The organism is Spirillospora sp. NBC_01491 (genome assembly GCF_036227065.1).
In the GTDB taxonomy this organism is placed as follows: Bacteria; Actinomycetota; Actinomycetes; order Streptosporangiales; family Streptosporangiaceae; genus Spirillospora; species Spirillospora xylanilytica.
Genome location: NZ_CP109432.1, coordinates 1,094,643 through 1,110,430, shown reverse-complemented (window position 1 = coordinate 1,110,430; position 15,788 = coordinate 1,094,643). Strand labels below are relative to the sequence as shown.

General features: G+C 76.1%; 15 protein-coding genes. 8 read left to right on the top strand and 7 right to left on the bottom strand.

Annotation, left to right across the window (positions count from 1 at the left end; genetic code table 11):
* Nucleotides 1-24 precede the first annotated feature (24 nt).
* From OHA34_RS05385 to OHA34_RS05370, 4 genes are all read right to left on the bottom strand, one after another.
* Nucleotides 25-1,533, bottom strand: coding sequence for an RtcB family protein (locus tag OHA34_RS05385; protein WP_285942904.1), 1,509 nt, complete (start codon nucleotides 1,531-1,533; stop codon nucleotides 25-27).
* Between the two features lie 170 nt (nucleotides 1,534-1,703).
* On the bottom strand, nucleotides 1,704-2,291 hold the full coding sequence (locus OHA34_RS05380; protein ID WP_285942905.1) for a TetR family transcriptional regulator: 588 nt from the start codon (nucleotides 2,289-2,291) through the stop codon (nucleotides 1,704-1,706).
* A 102-nt stretch (nucleotides 2,292-2,393) separates the two neighbouring features.
* On the bottom strand, nucleotides 2,394-3,248 hold the full coding sequence (locus OHA34_RS05375; protein ID WP_329520880.1) for an ATP-binding cassette domain-containing protein: 855 nt from the start codon (nucleotides 3,246-3,248) through the stop codon (nucleotides 2,394-2,396).
* 150 nt (nucleotides 3,249-3,398) lie between these two features.
* Nucleotides 3,399-4,739: a xylulokinase gene (locus OHA34_RS05370; RefSeq protein WP_329520879.1), complete on the bottom strand. Its 1,341-nt coding sequence runs from the start codon at nucleotides 4,737-4,739 to the stop codon at nucleotides 3,399-3,401.
* 78 nt (nucleotides 4,740-4,817) lie between these two features.
* Here OHA34_RS05370 and OHA34_RS05365 point away from each other — a divergent pair, with 78 nt between their 5' ends.
* The 3 genes from OHA34_RS05365 (at nucleotide 4,818) to OHA34_RS05355 (ending at nucleotide 9,155) form a co-directional block, all read left to right on the top strand.
* A complete protein-coding gene (locus tag OHA34_RS05365) occupies nucleotides 4,818-5,858 on the top strand; it encodes an NAD(P)-dependent oxidoreductase (protein ID WP_329520878.1) in 1,041 nt (346 codons plus the stop codon).
* A 254-nt stretch (nucleotides 5,859-6,112) separates the two neighbouring features.
* Nucleotides 6,113-8,221, top strand: coding sequence for a HelD family protein (locus tag OHA34_RS05360; protein WP_329520877.1), 2,109 nt, complete (start codon nucleotides 6,113-6,115; stop codon nucleotides 8,219-8,221).
* A gap of 31 nt (nucleotides 8,222-8,252) precedes the next feature.
* Nucleotides 8,253-9,155, top strand: coding sequence for a DNA-3-methyladenine glycosylase family protein (locus OHA34_RS05355; RefSeq protein WP_285942910.1), 903 nt, complete (start codon nucleotides 8,253-8,255; stop codon nucleotides 9,153-9,155).
* A gap of 104 nt (nucleotides 9,156-9,259) precedes the next feature.
* Here the strand turns inward: OHA34_RS05355 and OHA34_RS05350 are convergent, their stop codons facing one another.
* Nucleotides 9,260-9,808 (bottom strand): TetR/AcrR family transcriptional regulator, encoded by a 549-nt coding sequence (locus OHA34_RS05350; protein ID WP_329520876.1) that lies wholly within the window; start codon nucleotides 9,806-9,808, stop codon nucleotides 9,260-9,262.
* A 96-nt stretch (nucleotides 9,809-9,904) separates the two neighbouring features.
* Here OHA34_RS05350 and OHA34_RS05345 point away from each other — a divergent pair, with 96 nt between their 5' ends.
* From OHA34_RS05345 to OHA34_RS05330, 4 genes are all read left to right on the top strand, one after another.
* The gene (locus OHA34_RS05345; protein WP_285942912.1) at nucleotides 9,905-10,306 is read left to right on the top strand and encodes a nuclear transport factor 2 family protein; all 402 of its coding nucleotides are present in this window, start codon (nucleotides 9,905-9,907) and stop codon (nucleotides 10,304-10,306) included.
* 109 nt (nucleotides 10,307-10,415) lie between these two features.
* The gene (locus OHA34_RS05340) at nucleotides 10,416-11,657 is read left to right on the top strand and encodes an acyl-CoA dehydrogenase family protein (protein ID WP_329520875.1); all 1,242 of its coding nucleotides are present in this window, start codon (nucleotides 10,416-10,418) and stop codon (nucleotides 11,655-11,657) included.
* A complete protein-coding gene (locus OHA34_RS05335; RefSeq protein ID WP_329520874.1) occupies nucleotides 11,654-12,730 on the top strand; it encodes an acyl-CoA dehydrogenase family protein in 1,077 nt (358 codons plus the stop codon). The genes OHA34_RS05340 and OHA34_RS05335 overlap by 4 nt, the downstream gene beginning before the upstream one ends.
* A gap of 131 nt (nucleotides 12,731-12,861) precedes the next feature.
* The gene (locus OHA34_RS05330) at nucleotides 12,862-13,194 is read left to right on the top strand and encodes a cupin domain-containing protein (RefSeq protein ID WP_329520873.1); all 333 of its coding nucleotides are present in this window, start codon (nucleotides 12,862-12,864) and stop codon (nucleotides 13,192-13,194) included.
* A 63-nt stretch (nucleotides 13,195-13,257) separates the two neighbouring features.
* Here the strand turns inward: OHA34_RS05330 and OHA34_RS05325 are convergent, their stop codons facing one another.
* Together OHA34_RS05325 and OHA34_RS05320 are read right to left on the bottom strand one after the other, a co-directional pair.
* Nucleotides 13,258-13,905 carry an adenylate kinase family protein gene (locus tag OHA34_RS05325; protein WP_329520872.1) on the bottom strand — a complete coding sequence of 216 codons (648 nt, stop codon included), beginning with the start codon at nucleotides 13,903-13,905 and terminating at the stop codon, nucleotides 13,258-13,260.
* A gap of 27 nt (nucleotides 13,906-13,932) precedes the next feature.
* Nucleotides 13,933-14,496 (bottom strand): universal stress protein, encoded by a 564-nt coding sequence (locus OHA34_RS05320; RefSeq protein ID WP_285942917.1) that lies wholly within the window; start codon nucleotides 14,494-14,496, stop codon nucleotides 13,933-13,935.
* A 317-nt stretch (nucleotides 14,497-14,813) separates the two neighbouring features.
* On the opposite strand from OHA34_RS05320, the gene OHA34_RS05315 reads away from it, so the two are divergent.
* Nucleotides 14,814-15,740 (top strand): RNA polymerase subunit sigma-70, encoded by a 927-nt coding sequence (locus tag OHA34_RS05315; RefSeq protein ID WP_329520871.1) that lies wholly within the window; start codon nucleotides 14,814-14,816, stop codon nucleotides 15,738-15,740.
* The last annotated feature ends 48 nt before the right edge of the window (nucleotides 15,741-15,788 follow it).

Here is a 15,788-nt window from a genome sequence, read left to right as displayed (position 1 = left end):
ACACTGACGCGCGCCGCCGCGCCGTCAGCCCTTGACCGTCAGCAGGGGGCGCAGCTCCGCGACCGGGGCGGCGACCCCGCCGCCGTGCAGGCTGGACACCACCGGGCCGATGTCCTTGTAGGCCCAGGGCGCCTCCTGCTTGAGGTCGCGGCGCCACGCCGCCATGACGTCGGACCGCCGGACCGTCATCGGGTCGCGGTGGTCGAGCGGGGTCACCACCCGGAACTCCCGCAGGAACGCGTCCAGCTCGGCGTCGCCGCCGCGCGCCGACGCGCCCCGGGGGATCCGGCGCCCGGCGCCGTGGCAGGCGCTGGAGAGGGTGCGCGGGTCGCCGTGGCCGCGCAGCACGAAGCTCGCCGCGCCCATGGAGCCGGGCACGATGACCGGCTCGCCCCACATCGCGTACGGGCCGTCCGCCATCCGCGCGTGGCCGCCCGCCGGGGTGGCGCCCTTGCGGTGCACCACGCGGTCGCCGTCCCGCCAGAACAGGTTGTGCGGGGCGTCGTACAGCAGCCGCGACGCCAGGTCGCCGCACTCGGCCGCGAGCCCGGCCCGCATCGTGAGCGCGAGGAAGAACCGGTTGCCGACCGCGAAGTTGGCGGCGTTGCCGAACGCGTCCAGGTAGGCCCGGCGGTCCCGCGCCGAACGCTCGTCGAACAGGAACGGCAGGATGCCGTTGCGCGGCCGGGGCAGCCCGGCCGGCCAGCCCGCGCGCAGCCGGTCCAGGGCGGTGGCGTTGGCCTGGTGGCCGAGCGACAGCGAGCCGCTGTGGGCCATCAGCACCACCGTCCCCGGGGCCAGCCCCCAGGCGTGGGCCGCCGCGGCGTCGTGGACCCGTGAGACGTACTGGAGCTCGGCGAAGTGGTTGCCGCCGCCGATGCCGCCGATGACGCTGTCGTGGCTCGCGCCGCCCGCACTGCCGATCCAGTCGGCGAAGGCGTCGGCGTTCCCGGCCGGATGCGACGGCGCGTGGACGCGGTCGACGCCGTCGTCGGCGTCGTGCGGGCCGAGGCCCGGCCAGGACGCCTCGCCCGTGAGCAGCAGGCCCGGCAGCCCGTCGCGGAGCAGCGCCTCGCGCTGGACGGGGGTGAGCGCGATCCGCCGGCCGCCCTCGAAGAACAGGTGCCGCAGCCGCCGTTCGAGCGCGTCCAGCCGGGGCCGGACCCGGTCGGCGGTCAGGGAGGTGACCTCCAGCCGCATCCCGCAGTTGACGTCGTTGCCGACGGCCTGCGGGAGCAGCGCGTGCTCGGTCTCCACGACCGTGCCGATCGGAATGCCGGCGCCCTTGTGGAAGTCGGGCGTGAGCGCGACCCGGGTGAGGCGCGGCGCCGGCCCGTCGTAGCCGGGGGTGGCCTCGGCGAGCCGTTCGAGCGTGCCGGCGGTCTCCAGGACCGACAGCGCCTCGCTCACGGCGGCCGGTTCCAGCGGGACGTCCTCGCCCGCGCACAGCTCCACGGGGACGTTCCAGGGGTTGGGGAGGGAGAGCCAGTGGTCGTCGAGACGGACCAGGCGGCGGTCTTGGCGTGCGGGCATGAGGGGGTCCTTCGTGGCTGCTGTGGGCACGGCGGGGCGCGCCCGGACGGGGCGTGGCGAAACGGTCCCGGCCCGCGGGAGGCGGGCGGGACGGGGCGGCGGGGCCCGGCCCCGCCGCGGTACCTCCGGTTCAGCAGCCGCGAGGTGATCTCCAGCTTAGCGGGGCGCGCTCACCCGCCGCCATCGGATTTCTCCGGGATGTCCAGATAGCGGGTGACCATCCGGGCGATGAACGCCGCGATCTGCTCCGGCGGCCCCGCCGGCAGGATCAGATGGCTCATCGTCAGCCGCACCGCCGCGTCGGCCATCTCGGTGAACGCCGCCGGATCCAGATCCGGCCACTGGCCGAGGGCGTGCTCGGCGATGCGGGCGCTGGCGGTGAACAGCACCGGCTCGGCCCGGGTGGTCAGCAGCGGGAGCATCTCGTCGCCGCCGGCGCCGGTCAGCACCATCTTGGTGAGCGCGTCGTCGGCGGAGGTCTCCAGCGTGAACAGCACCGCCGCCGACACCGCCGAGAAGAGGTCGTGGTGCTCGCACAGCACCCGGTCGATGCCGTCGAGGTAGCGCTCGTTGTGGCGGAGCACGACGGCCTGCGCCAGCCCCCACTTGTCGCCGAACTCGTTGTAGACGGTCTGCCTGCTCACCCGCGCCGCCCGCGCGACGTCCACCATCCGCACGCCCCGGTAGCCCCGTTCGACGATCAGTTCGGACGCGGCGTCCAGCAGAGTGTCGCGCAGGGTGCGGTGCGCGGTGCCCATGGGTCGTCCTTCCGGGTGGTCATCTGGGGGCATGGCCTCATGGGAGGGCACCCCCTGTCAAGCACGGGACCTCATTATCATCGGGACCGGGCACGGCGACGACTATCGAACGCCAGACCGGGCGCCGTCGGGCGAGCGCGCGCCGCCCCGGTCCGGCAGCGACCGCGCCGCCGTTCCCGGACGGGCGTCCCCGGCGCGCGGATCGGACCGGACCAGCGCGGGGGGACCCGACACGACGACCCTGCCGTGGTCCAGGACGTGGAGGACGTCGCACACGCCCATGACCGGTTCGAGGTCGGGCTCGGCGAGCAGCACGGCCGGCCCCTCGGCGGCCAGGTCGCGGAGCAGCACCTCCAGGGACCGGGACTCGGGCACCGGCAGGCCGGCCAGCGGCTCGTCCAGGAGCAGCACGGCGGGCTCGGCGGCCAGGGCGCGGGCGAGCCCGAGGAGCCGCGCGACCCCGGCGGGCACGGTGCCGGCCCGCCGCCCGGCGTGCTCGGCGATCCCGACGCGGGCGAGGAGCTCGTCGGCCGCCGCGCCCGTGCCCGCGCCCGACTCGCGGCGCGCGGTGCGGCGCCACCGGCGCCGGGTCCCGCGCGCCATCGCGTGGATCTCCACGGCGACCTGAACGCTCTCCCGCACGGTCAGCGCCCCGGACTCCGCGAACGTCCCGGGCCGGGGGAGGGCGCGGACGAGGCCACGGCGGGCGCGCTCGCCGGCGGAGTCCGAGGTCACGTCGGCGCCGCCGAGGTGCACGGTGCCGCCGGACGGGCGGCGCAGCCCGGCGAGGACGTCGAGGAACGTCGACTTGCCCGCGCCGTCGGGGCCGATCAGGCCGGTGACCGTGGCGGGCGGCGCGTCCAGCCCGGCGCCGTCGAGGACCGTCACGCCGCCGAACCGGACCGTGACTCCGGAGGCCACCAGGCCCTGGCCTGGGGCGGGCTCATCGCCGGGCACCGTCCATCACCTCCGCCGGCGGCGCGGGGCCCCCGTGGTCCGCTGTGATGTGGATCACTGCGGGGCCTCACGATACTGACGCGCGGATCGCCGATCAACAAGCGCGGGCACTCCGCCCCGGCGCCGCCGCCGAGCGCCGTGCGGCGCGGATCAGCCGGGGTCGCACTCCCGGCTGAGCTCGCGGAACCGGGCGTAGCGGGCCGCGCACGCGTCGACCCAGGCCGGACGCGGGGCCACCCGGCCGCCCGGCCGGTACCAGTGGCGGGCGTCGGCCACCGACGTCTCCAGGTCGGCCGCCATCCGCGCCAGCCACGCCATCCCGTGCGCGGCACCCTCCGGCACCGCCGCGCGCTCGACCACCGCGTCCGTGCAGTCGGCGAGCGCCTGCGCCCACGCGGGGTCGCGGGCGCCGCCGCCGGTGACGACGATGCGGCGCGGCGTGCACCCGGCCAGGTCGAGATGGTGCCGGACGACGAATCCGCTGGCCTCGTAGGCGGCGCGGCGCAGCGCCCCGGCGTCGTGGGTGAGGTCGAGGTCGTGCAGGGACGCGCGCAGCCCCGGACGGTGCAGCGGGCTCCGCTCGCCCCGGACGTAGGGCAGCCACACCGGGACCCGCCCCGGATCGGGCTCCGCCTCCGGCGGCGCGGCCAGGTGCCGCCCGGCCCAGTCGAGGAACAGGCCGCCCGCGTTGCTCGGACCGCCCACCAGGCAGCGGTCGGGCCGGTGGTGCGGCAGCGTCCACAGGCCGGGGGCTCCCGGGTGCGGCGCGGCGGCGACCGCCCAGGTGACCAGCGTGGTCCCGCAGGCGACGAACGCGTCGCCGGGCTCCGCCACGTCCACCGCGAGCTGCTCGGCCAGGACGTCGGCCCCCGCGGCCGTCACCACCGTCTCGCCGATCCGGCCCACGGCGCGGCCGGGCTGCGCGGAGACGGGCGGGAGCCGCTTCTCGTCGGCGCCGAACCGCGCCAGCCGCTCCGGATCCCACCGCACGCCGTCGAAGGCCGGGTAGAAGGCCATCGCCGCGAACACGTCCAGCACCGGCTCGGCGCCGAGCGCGGCCATCGCGTACGCCTGCGCGGGCAGGTAGGCGTAGGCGTCCGGCCAGCCGCGCGCGACCCAGGCCAGCAGCGTCTCGCCCTCGCGGGAGGCGAGCGGGGTGAGCGCGCGGGCGCCGCTCATCGCGCGGTGGTCGCCGTACAGCGGCGCGGGCGACAGTGGGCGCAGCCGGTCGTCCACCGCCACGATCGAGGGGAGCATCGCCGCGATCCCGAGGCCGCGCGCGGTCCGTCCCGGCTCGCCGAGCGCCCGCAGCGCGGCGCGCGGGCCCTCGCCCCACGCCCCGGCCGGATCGTGCTCGAAGGTGCCCGCGGCGGTGACGAGGAGGGCGTGCGGCACCCGCGCGCGGGCCCGCACGATGCCCTCCGCGTCGACCGCCACGGCCTTGACGGCCGTGGTGCCGACGTCGAGTCCGACCGTGAGCTCGGTTGCCATCGGCTGCTCCGGGGTAGGTGATCATCGGTCCGGGGGCCGGCGGTGCCGGCGGCGCCGGTGGTGACTCGGGGAGGGCGCGTGAACGGACCGGACAGGCCGCGGGCGCTGGTGCTCGCACCGATGCGGGGGCCGGGCTGGGACCGGCTGCGGGGCATCGCCGACGTGGTGTACGACCCGGCGACGGCGCACCGGCCCTTCCGGCTGTACTCCGCCGCCGACCTGGCCCGCAGGCTCGCCGAGACCGGCGCGAGCATCCTGGTGACCGAGGCCGATGAGGTCGCCGGGCCGGTGCTCGACCACCCGCTGCGGGTGATCGCCGCGACCCGCGGCACGCCCGGCAACGTGGACGTCGCCGCGGCCACCGCCCGGGGCGTCCCGGTGTTGCACGCCCCGGGCCGCAACGCCGACGCCGTCGCCGAGCTGACCGTGGGGCTGCTGTTCGCCGCCGCGCGCGGGGTCGTCGCGGCCGACCGGGAGGTCCGCGCCGGGACGGCCTACGCCGGCGGCGTGCTGCCGTACCAGCGGCACCGCGGCTGGCAGCTCGCGGGCCGGACGTTCGGCATCGTCGGCCTGGGCGCGGTCGGCCGGGCGGTGCGGTGGCGGATGGAGGGCCTCGGGATGCGGGTGGTGGCCTGCGACCCGTTCGCCGCGGACGCGACCTGCGGGCTGGACGAGCTGCTCGCGGTGGCCGACGTGGTGTCGATGCACGCCGCGCTGACCGCCGGGACGCTCGGGATGATCGGCGAGCGGGAGTTCGCGGCGATGCGGGAGGGCGCGCTGTACCTCAACACCGCGCGGGCCGAGCTGCACGACGCCGCCGCGCTGGTCGCCGCCCTGGAGTCGGGACGGCTCGCCGGAGCCGGCCTGGACCACTTCGAGGGGGAGTGGCTCGACCCGGCCGGCCCGCTGGCCGCGCTGCCCGGCGCGGTGCTCACCCCGCACATCGGCGGCGCGGCGTTCGACGTCGAGGCCAACCACGCCGCGATGGTCGCGGACGGCGTGGAACGGCTGCTGCGCGGCGAAAGGCCCGCCCACTGCGTCAATCCCGAGGTGCTGGACCAGGACCGGGGACGCTCCGTCCCGGCGGCCGTCCCCGCCGCCCAGGTGATCGCCCCGTGAGTGACGGCCGCCTCCGGGCAGCGGCGCCGGCGGACGTCGCGGAAGGTGCTTTCAACATCACCATCCGTACAACTTGGCATGGCGGGCGGACGGCGGGCAAGGCGCGGCCCCCGGTGACCGGATGATCACCCGGCCGGTCCGCCCCCGGTACCGGCCGTGCTCGCCGCCCCGATTGCGGTGATCGCTCGCCACCGGCGGAGAAGGGCTAAGCTGACGGGTTGGCCGCCACCGACCACGTCCGGAGGACCGCGAGCATGCCCGCCGAACCACCGCCCCTCGCCCCGCCCGAGGCCGGTCCCGCCCCCACCCTCGATCCCGTCCTCGAGACGGCCGGCGACGACGCGGCCACGCTCGCCGCGGAGTGCGCGCACCTGGCCGAGTCCCGCGCCGCGCTGCGCCGGATGCGCGAGAACGCCGAGGGCATGTCCGCCGACGCCGCGGCCGACTGGGTCTCCCGGCGGTTCCTGGAGTCGCTGCTGAACCAGCGGATCGAGGCGCTCGCCGACCACCCCGGCACCCCGCTGTTCTTCGGCCGGATGGACCAGGACGGCACCGGGACGGGCGCCGGCATGGGCACCGGCTCCGGCGATGACGCCGAACTGCCGCCGACGATGTACGTGGGGCGGCGGCACGTCCACGACGGCGACGAGGGCCGCCCGCTCGTGCTCGACTGGCGCGCCCCGGTGTCGCGGGCCTTCTACCAGGCGGGCCCGGCCGACCCGATGGGCTGGCGGCGGCGCCGCCGGTTCGGCTTCCAGGGCGGCGAGCTGACCGCGTTCGAGGACGAGCCGCTCGACGGCCGCGCGCTCGGCCCGTCCGCCATCCTCACCGAGGAGATCGAGCGGCCCCGCACCGGGCCGATGCGCGACATCGTGGCCACCATCCAGCCCGAGCAGGACGAGCTCGTCCGCGCCGACCTGCCCCGCACCGTCTGCGTGCAGGGCGCCCCCGGCACCGGGAAGACGGCGGTCGGCCTGCACCGCGCCGCGTACCTGCTGTTCACCCACCGGGAGCGGCTGGCCCGCTCCGGCGTGCTGATCGTCGGCCCCAACCGGGCGTTCCTGGCCTACATCTCCGCGGTACTGCCCGCGCTCGGCGAGGTCCGCGTCGACCAGGCCACCATCGACGACCTGCTCGGCGCGCCCGCCGCCGACGAGCCCGCCGCACTCGGCGCCCTCAAGGGCGGGGCGCGGATGGCAGAGGTGCTCCGCAAGGCGCTGTGGCGGCAGATCGGCAAGCCCGAGGAGGGCCTGGTCGTCGCCCGGGGCGCGGCCCGCTACCGGCTCGCCGACTACGAGGTGCGGGAGATCGCCGCCGCGCTCCAGAACGGCGGCCGGTACGGCAACGGCCGCGCCGCGTTCGCGCAGCGGTTGGCGCACCAGATCCTGGTCCGGATGGAACAGCGCGGCGGGGCGCCCGACGACCGGATCCAGGACCAGGTCGTCCGCTCCAAGCCGGTCAAGGCGCTGGTCGACCAGGTGTGGCCGAAGGTCACCGCCGAGCAGGTGCTCTTCCGGCTGCTGTCGGATTCGGAGCTGATGGGCGCCGCCGCCAGGGGCGTCCTGGACGAGGACGAGCAGGCCGCGCTCCTGTGGGCCAAGCCGCCCCGCTCGCACCGCTCGGCCCGCTGGACCGCCGCCGACCGGGCCCTGCTCGATGAGCTGAACGACCTCATCGAGCGCACCCCGTCCCTCGGGCACCTCGTCGTGGACGAGGCGCAGGACCTGTCGGCGATGCAGCTGCGCGCCCTCGGCCGCCGCTGCGGCACCGGCTCGGCCACCGTCCTCGGCGACCTCGCGCAGGGCACCACGCCCTGGTCGGCGCGGTCGTGGACCGAGGTGCTCGGCCATCTCGGCCAGGAGGGCGAGGTCACCGAGCTGACCCTGGGGTTCCGCGTGCCCGGCCCGGTCCTCGACTACGCCGCCCGGCTGCTCCCGCACGTCGCGCCCGAGCTGGAGGCGCCCCGGTCGCTGCGCGCCGGGACGGGCGCCCTGACCGTGCGGCGCGTCCCCGACCTCGCCGGCGCCGCCGCCGGCGCCGCCCGCGAGGCACTGGCGCGGCCGGGCTCGATCGGCCTGATCGTGCCCGACGCCGAGGCCGCGGCCTACGCCGCGGCGCTGGCCGCCGCCGGGCTGGAGCACGCGGTGCTCGGGCCCGAGTCCGACGGCGCCGGGCGGCTGCTCGTCGTCCCGGCGACCCTGGCCAAGGGCCTGGAGTACGACCAGGTGATCGTCGCCGAGCCCGCCGCGATCGCCGCGGCGGAGGCGCGCGGCCTCGCCCGCCTGTACGTCGTGCTGACCCGCGCCGTCACCGCCCTGACCGTGCTGCACCACGCCGACCTGCCCACCGAGCTCGCGTCCTGACAGGATCGGATCCGCTACCGAGGAGGCCGTCATGACCGCCACCGTCGCCGAGGCCCGGTTCACCGAGCCCGTCGTGCTCCCCGCGACCGCGCCGTTCGACTTCGGCGCCTCACTGCGGTTCCTGCACGGCTTCGCGCCGAGTGCCGGCGAGCAGACCGTGGTGGGGGAGACCCTCACCAAGGCGCTGCGCGCCGGCGGGCGCACCGTCGTCGCCCGCCTCGCCGCGGCGGGCGACGGCCTGACCTGCTCGCTGCACGCGTCCGGGCCGCTGACCGCCGGGGAGATCGCCGCCGCCGCCGACCGGCTGCGCTTCCAGCTCAGCCTGGACGACGACCTGGAGGACTTCTACGCCATCGGCCGCGCCGACCCGGATTTCGCGCCCGTCATCGACCGGCTGTACGGCTACCACCAAGTCAAGTTCGCCTCCCCGCTGGAGAACGTGGTGTGGGCGATCCTGTCGCAGCGGACCGCCCTGACCGTCGCGGCCAAGGAGAAGCGGGCCCTGTCGGATGCGTTCGACGACCGGCTCGTCCTGGACGGCGAGGAGTACGGCGCCTTCCCCGATGCCGAGCAGCTCGCCTCGCTGTCCTCGGGCCGGATGGCCGAGCTGGTCGGCAACGAGCGCAAGGGCCGCTACCTGCACGGCACCGTCCGGGCCTGGCTCGACTCCGATGAGGAGTTCCTCCGGAACGGCCCCTACGACGAGGTCAGGGACTATCTGCTCGGCCTGCCCGGGATCGGGCCGTGGTCGGCGACGTTCGTCCTGATCCGGGGTCTCGGCCGGATGCGCGAGATGCCGCTGGAGAAGCAGCTCCGCACCGCCGCGGCGCACGCCTACGGCCGGACGCTCAGCGACGCCGAGATGCAGAAGATCGCCGACGGGTACGGCGAGTGGCAGGGCTACTGGGCCCACTACCTGCGCGTCGCCGACTGACGCCGGCCGGCCCGCTGACCGACCGGCGCCGACCTGCCCGCTGACCGGTCGGCGCCGACCGACCGGCGCCGACCTGCCCGCCCGCCGGGCGCCCGCCTTGCCGCTTACGGGGCCTTGAGGCCGTTGAACACGACCGCCAGGGCCCCGGTGCCGCCGCCGAGCCCGGCCGCGTGGGTCATGCCGGCGAGCAGCGCCATCACCTCGGCGGCGCCGACATCGGCCCGGACCGCCCCGGCCCCCTGGGCGCGTTCGAGCAGCGTGCCGAGCGACTGCTTCAGCGCGGGCCCCGCCTCGCCGCCGGCCTGCAGCGCGTCGACGCCGGCCTCGGCCAGCGCGCCGGACAGCGCGTTCTTGGTCGCCGACCGCCGCACCACCTCGCTGAAGAAGTCGAAGAACGCCGCGCCGGGGTCGGCGGCGTCCTCCAGCGCGCGGGCCCGGTCCGCCAGCTCCTCCATCAGCCCGGCCAGAGCCGCCTCCAGCAGCGACTCCTTGGTCGGGAAGTGCCGGAACACCGTGCCGATCCCCACCCCCGCCCGCCGCGCGACCTCCTCGGTGGACGCGGCGGTGCCCCGTTCGGCGAAGACGGCGCCGGCCGCCTCCAGCACCCTGGCGCGGTTCCTCAGCGCGTCCGCGCGCGGCGGCCTGCCGTTCATCCGATCGACCTCCCCTTTTGACAACCGGAGTGCTCACTCCGTATCTTCGAGCTATCCGGAGTGATTGCTCCGATTGTAGTCCCGGGAGGTCCTTCCATGTCCGAGTCGTCATCCAGCCCGCGCGCCGTCTTTCAGCGGCTCCTCGACGGCGTCACGGAGAAGCGCGCCGACGAACTGCCCCTCCTGTACGCCGAGGACGCGGTGGTCGTGCACCCGTTCGCCGAGCCCGTCTCGCCCCTCAACGGACGCGCGGCGCTGCGCGAGCACTTCGCGCAGGTCCCCGACCTGCCGATCGAGATCCGGGCGCGCAACGTCGTGGTGCACGAGACCGCCGACCCGGAGGTGATCGTCGCCGAGTTCGAGTACGCGGGCCGCGTCACCACCACCGGCCGCGCGTTCACCGTTCCGAACATCTTCGTGATGAGGGTCCGCGACGGCCTGATCGTCGAGTCCCGCGACTACGCCCACCACGCGGCGTTCGCCGCGGCACTGGCCTGACGGGCGGTGCCTCCGACGCGGGACGCCGGTACGGCCCGGCGCGCCGATGTTGACTCGCTCGCCGGCGGGTTCCTAGGGTGGGCGCATACCGACCGGTTGGTATGTGCCGATGCGGCGGCCCGCCGCCGCTCTCCCATCCCGCGCGGAGGTCCGCCCTGTGAGCACTGCATCGCCCGACGCCGACGAGCTCGGCAGGCGGGTCGGCGAGTTCCTCGCCGCACACGATCCCGCCGGCGCCGAGCCGCTGGAGTTCCTGCGGGCCAGGTTCGACGCCGGCCTGGCCTGGGTCCACTACCCGGAGGGCCTCGGTGGGCTCGGCGCCCCGCGCGCGCTCCAGCCCGCCGTCGACCGCCGGTTCGCCGAGGCGGGGGCGCCCTCCAACCGGCCCGAGCGCAACGGCATCGGGCTCGGCATGGCCGCCCCGACGATCCTGGCGTTCGGCACCGAGGAGCTGAAGCGGCGCTTCCTGCGCCCGCTGTGGACCGGCGAGGAGATCTGGTGCCAGCTCTTCAGCGAGCCCGGCGCCGGGTCCGACCTCGCCGCGCTCGGCACCCGCGCGGTGCCGGACGGCGACGGCTGGACGGTCAACGGGCAGAAGGTGTGGACCTCGATGGCCCACGAGGCGCGCTGGGCGATCCTGGTCACCCGCACCGACCCGGACGTGCCCAAGCACCGCGGCATGACCTACTTCGTCTGCGACATGGCCGCGCCCGGCGTCGAGGTCCGCCCGCTGCGGCAGGCCACCGGCGAGGCCGAGTTCAACGAGGTGTTCCTCACCGACGTGCGGATCCCCGACGAGCACCGGCTCGGCGCGGTCGGCGACGGCTGGCGGGTCGCCACCACCACGCTGATGAACGAGCGGGTCGCCATCGGCGGCGCCGCCGCCCCGCGCGAGAGCGGCATGATCGGCGTCGTCGCCGGGCTGTGGCGGGACCGGCCCGAGCTGCGCACCGCCGGGCTGCACGGCGACCTGATGCGGCTGTGGGTGGAGACCGAGGCGGCCCGGCTCACCGGCGAGCGGCTGCGCCAGGCGCTCACCGCGGGCCAGCCCGGACCGGAGGGGTCGGCCGCCAAGCTCGCCTTCGCCCGGCTCAACCAGGAGGTGTCCGGGCTGGAGCTGGAACTGCTCGGCGAGGACGGGCTGCGCTACGACGACTGGACGATGCGCCGTCCGAGCGCGGTCGACTTCACCCACCGTTCGCCCGGCTACCGCTACCTGCGGGCCAAGGGCAACTCCATCGAGGGCGGCACCTCGGAGATCCTGCGGAACATCATCGCCGAGCGCGTGCTCGGCCTGCCGGGCGAGATCCGGGTCGACAAGGACGTGCCGTGGAAGGACCTCCCCAGATGAGCGACCTGCTGTACAGCGAGGTCGAGGACGACCTCCGCGCCGGCGTCCGCGGGATGCTCGACGACAAGGCCCCCTGGGGCGAGGTGCTCGCCGGCACCGAGCGGGACGAGCCGTACGACGCCGCGCTGTGGGGCGCGGTCGCGGTCCGGCTCGGCTGCGCCGGGCTGCCGGTGCCCGAGGAGCTCGGCGGCGCGGGCGCCACCTGGCGGGAGGCCGCCGTGGTGATGGAGGAGCTCGGCCGGGCCGTCGCGCCCGTCCCGTTCCTGACCAGCGCGGTGCTCGCGACGGCGGCGCTGCTGGCCGCCGGGGAGCGCGAGCTGCTCGCCGAGGTGGCCTCCGGCGACCGGATCGCGGTGCTCGCGGTCCCGCTGAGCACCGCGCCGGGCGGGCCGGCGACGGGGGCCGTCCGGGCCGCGGACGGGACGCTGACCGGGCGGGTGGGCAGCGTGGCCGACGGCGCCGCCGCCGACGTGCTGCTGGTGCCCGCCCCGGACGGGCTGTACGCGGTCGACGCCGCCGCCGCCGAGCGCACGCCGGTGACCTCGCTCGACATGACGCGCAGGCTGTGCGACCTCACGTTCTCCGCCGCGCCCGCCCGGCGGGTGGCCGGCGGCACGGCCGCGGTGGAGGCCGCGCTCACCACGGGCGCCGCGCTGCTCGCCTCCGAGCAGCTCGGGCTGGCCGAACGGTGCCTGGACCTCACGGTCGCCCACCTCAAGACCCGCTACCAGTTCGGCCGTCCGGTCGGCTCGTACCAGGGGCTCAAGCACCGGCTCGCCGACCTGTGGACGGCGATCACCCAGGCCCGCGCCGTGGCCCGCTACGCCGTGGCGTGCGTCGCGGACGGCGACCCCGACACCGCCGTCGCGGTGGCCGTCGCGCAGGCGCACTGCTCGGCGGTCGCGGTGCAGGCCGCGGAGGAGTGCGTCCAGATGCACGGCGGGATCGGCTTCACCTGGGAGCATCCCGCGCACCTGTATCTCAAGCGGGCCAAGAGCGACGCGATCGCGCTCGGCACACCCGACCGGCACCGCGCCGCGCTCGCGGTGCTGCTGGACCTGCCCCCGGCCTGACCCGGGTCCGGGCGACGGCGCGTCCGCCGGCCCCGCCCGCGAGCCTGGGCCCGCGGGCGGGGCGGCCGGATGGCCATCCGCTGGTGCTCGCTTTGCCGAATCTCCGGACGGCTTCTGAAAAGGTCGATGACATGCTGAAAGTATCTCTGGACGCGCTGGCGCGGGAGCACCTGAAGAAGGCCGCGCAGGACCCCGCCGGGCGGAGCTCCGGCACCGTCCACGGGGGGCACGAGAACGTGCTCCGGCAGACCGTCATCGCGCTGGCGTCCGGCCGGAGCCTCGCCGAGCACGAGAACCCCGGCGAGGCGACGGTCCACGTGCTGTGCGGCCGGGTGCGCCTCGACGCGGGGGAGGACTCCTGGGAGGGGCGGGCCGGCGATCTGATCGTCGTCCCGGCGTCGCGGCACTCGCTGGAGGCGCTGGAGGACTCCGCCGTCCTGCTCACCGTGGCGAAGCTCCCGTGACCCCGCCCCGTGACCCCGCCCCGTGACCCCGTGACCCCGTGGCCGTGATCGGCGGCGGCCGGGTCAGGGGCGGTGGGACGGGAGGCCGAGCCGCTCCCTGATGGCCTGCTGCACCTGGTCGACGCCCGCCCGCGCGTCCACGGTGACCACGAACTCCTTGCCCCGGAACAGCTCCAGCACGGGATCGGTCTTCTCGTGGTGCAGCCGGAGGCGTTCGGCGAGGACCTCCTCGGAGTCGTCCTCGCGGCTGACCAGCTCGCCGCCGCACACGTCGCAGCGCCCCTCGCGCTCGGGGCGGTGCGCGATGAGGTTGTAGTCGAGGCCGCAGCCCGAGCACAGCCGCCGGGCCAGCACGCGGCGGCGCACCTCCGCGTCCGGCAGGTCGAGGTGGATGACGCCGTCGATGTCGTAGCTCTCCAGGAAGAACTCCGCCTGCCTGCGGTTGCGCGGGAAGCCGTCGATGACGAAGCCGTGGTTCCAGTCGTGCTGGTCCAGCCGCTCGCGCACCACGCGCTCGGCCAGGTCGTCGCCGACCAGCTCGCCCGCCGCCATCGTCCGGCGGACCAGGGCGCCGAGCTTGGTGCGGTTCTGCACGTGCCAGCGGAAGACGTCGCCCACGCTGATGTGCACCAGGTCCAGGTCGCGGGCGAGCAGCAGCGACTGCGTGCCCTTCCCGCTGCCCTGCACTCCGACGATGACGTATTTGCGCATGACCGCCCCCCCAGCCAGGGGACGATCTTACCGGGAGTGCCTCGGCCGCCGCCCGATCCGCCGCAGGCGCGGCCGGTCGGGGTCGGGCCCCGGATCCGGGGGCCGGTCCTGCGCGGCGAGCGATTCCAGCAGTGCGTCCAGCGACGGCGGCCGGACGCACACCAGGGTGGCCTGGGCGCGCCGCGCGCAGTGCAGCCGCACCGAGGGCCGGACGAGCCGCGACAGCGGGCCCCGGGAGCCGTGCCCGACGACCAGGAGGTCGTCGTCGCCGGCGAGCCGGACCAGGGTGGCGCCCGGCTCGCCGACCAGGGCGAGCGCGCTCAGCTCGACGCCGTCCGGCGGCCCGTCCGACACCTCGGCGAGCAGCCGCGCGATCAGCTCGGCGCCCGCGCCGCGCAGCGCCTCGGTGACCCCGCAGCCGAGCTGCCCGGCCGCCGACACGTGCGGGGGCAGCGGCGCGGCGTGCACCACCAGCATCGGCAGCCGCCGGAGCCGGGCCTCGCCGATCCCCCAGGACAGGGCGCAGCGCGCGCCGGCGGAGTCGTCGACCCCCACGACCACGCGCGGGCCGCCCTCCGGTCTCGCGATCACATTCCCTCCCGAGGGTCCTTGCCACCGATGATGTGCAGTCCAGAGTGCAGGCATACCCGTTCCTACGGAAGTCTTTCGCGCCGGAGGACGCCAGGTTTCCCGAAGGTCGCGTTCCGACGGGGCCCGGCGCGGGTCGAACGGCCGTCCGCGCGGGGCCCGCGGCGCCTCCGGCGTGTCCGCCGATCGGGTGGAGTCGCAGGTCAGAGCCTATGATGGGGATGCGTCCCCGGTTCTGTCGGTGGGGCGGCCTACCGTCGGACGGGTGACTCCGGACCGCGGCGCCGCTCGGCGAAAGGCGCGAATGAAGGTGATCAATCATGGTGAACAGCACGATCGACCGCGACCATGACTTCCAGCGCCTCGCCGATCCCTACCGGCGGGAACTGCTGGCCCACTGCCACCGGATGCTCGGCTCGATCCACGACGCCGAGGACCTGGTGCAGGAGACCTACCTGCGGGCCTGGCGGTCCTACGGCGGCTTCGAGGGCCGCTCCTCGCTGCGCACCTGGCTCTACCGCATCGCGACCAATGCGTGCCTCACCGCGATCCACCAGCGCGGCCACCGGCCCCTGCCGTCCGGGCTCGGCGCGCCAGACGAGGAGCCAGAGCGGCGCGCGGTCGCCTCGCCCGGCGGGCCCTGGCCGGAGCCCGCGCCCGGCGCGGTGCCGGCCTCCGAGTCGGCCGATCCCGCCTCGATCGTCGCCGCCCGCGAGTCGACCCGGCTGGCGTTCGCCGCGGCCCTCCAGCTCCTGCCGCCCAACCAGCGCGTCGTGCTCATCCTGCGGGACGTGCTCAAATGGCGGGCGGCCGAGGTCGCCGGGCTGATGCGGACCTCCACCGTCTCGGTCAACAGCGCGTTGCAGCGGGCCCGCGCCCGGCTCGAGCGGGCCGCCCCGGCCCGCGACGAGCTGACCGAGCCCACCGACCCGCGCCGCCGCGAGCTCCTCGACCGGTACGCCGCGGCCTTCGAGGCGGCCGACATCGGCGCGCTGATCGAGCTGTTCAAGAAGGACGCGGTCTGGGAGATGCCACCCTTTCCCGAGTGGTACGCGGGCGCCGCGCACGTCGGCCGGATCGCCCGGACCCGGCGCGGCGACGACGGCGTGCACCGCCCGTTCCGGTTCCAGGTGGTCAGGGCCACCGCCGACGGCATCGCGCGCATCTCGGCGTTCTCCGGCACCGCGCCGTTCGCGCCGTCCGGGCGGCCCGAGCGGGCCCGGGAACCCGGCCCGGCCTTCCACTGAGCGGAAACCCGCTCCCGGCGCCGGCCGGATCCGCTGGGAGGCTGGCGT

Excerpts from the sequence above, each read along its gene's own strand:
- OHA34_RS05385 (WP_285942904.1), bottom strand. The coding sequence starts at position 1,533 with ATGCCCGCACGCCAAGACCGCCGCCTGGTCCGTCTCGACGACCACTGG.
- OHA34_RS05380 (WP_285942905.1), bottom strand. The coding sequence starts at position 2,291 with ATGGGCACCGCGCACCGCACCCTGCGCGACACTCTGCTGGACGCCGCG.
- OHA34_RS05370 (WP_329520879.1), bottom strand. The coding sequence starts at position 4,739 with ATGGCAACCGAGCTCACGGTCGGACTCGACGTCGGCACCACGGCCGTC.
- OHA34_RS05360 (WP_329520877.1), top strand. The coding sequence starts at position 6,113 with ATGCCCGCCGAACCACCGCCCCTCGCCCCGCCCGAGGCCGGTCCCGCC.
- OHA34_RS05355 (WP_285942910.1), top strand. The coding sequence starts at position 8,253 with ATGACCGCCACCGTCGCCGAGGCCCGGTTCACCGAGCCCGTCGTGCTC.
- OHA34_RS05350 (WP_329520876.1), bottom strand. The coding sequence starts at position 9,808 with ATGAACGGCAGGCCGCCGCGCGCGGACGCGCTGAGGAACCGCGCCAGG.
- OHA34_RS05345 (WP_285942912.1), top strand. The coding sequence starts at position 9,905 with ATGTCCGAGTCGTCATCCAGCCCGCGCGCCGTCTTTCAGCGGCTCCTC.
- OHA34_RS05340 (WP_329520875.1), top strand. The coding sequence starts at position 10,416 with ATGCGGCGGCCCGCCGCCGCTCTCCCATCCCGCGCGGAGGTCCGCCCT.
- OHA34_RS05335 (WP_329520874.1), top strand. The coding sequence starts at position 11,654 with ATGAGCGACCTGCTGTACAGCGAGGTCGAGGACGACCTCCGCGCCGGC.
- OHA34_RS05330 (WP_329520873.1), top strand. The coding sequence starts at position 12,862 with ATGCTGAAAGTATCTCTGGACGCGCTGGCGCGGGAGCACCTGAAGAAG.
- OHA34_RS05325 (WP_329520872.1), bottom strand. The coding sequence starts at position 13,905 with ATGCGCAAATACGTCATCGTCGGAGTGCAGGGCAGCGGGAAGGGCACG.
- OHA34_RS05315 (WP_329520871.1), top strand. The coding sequence starts at position 14,814 with ATGGTGAACAGCACGATCGACCGCGACCATGACTTCCAGCGCCTCGCC.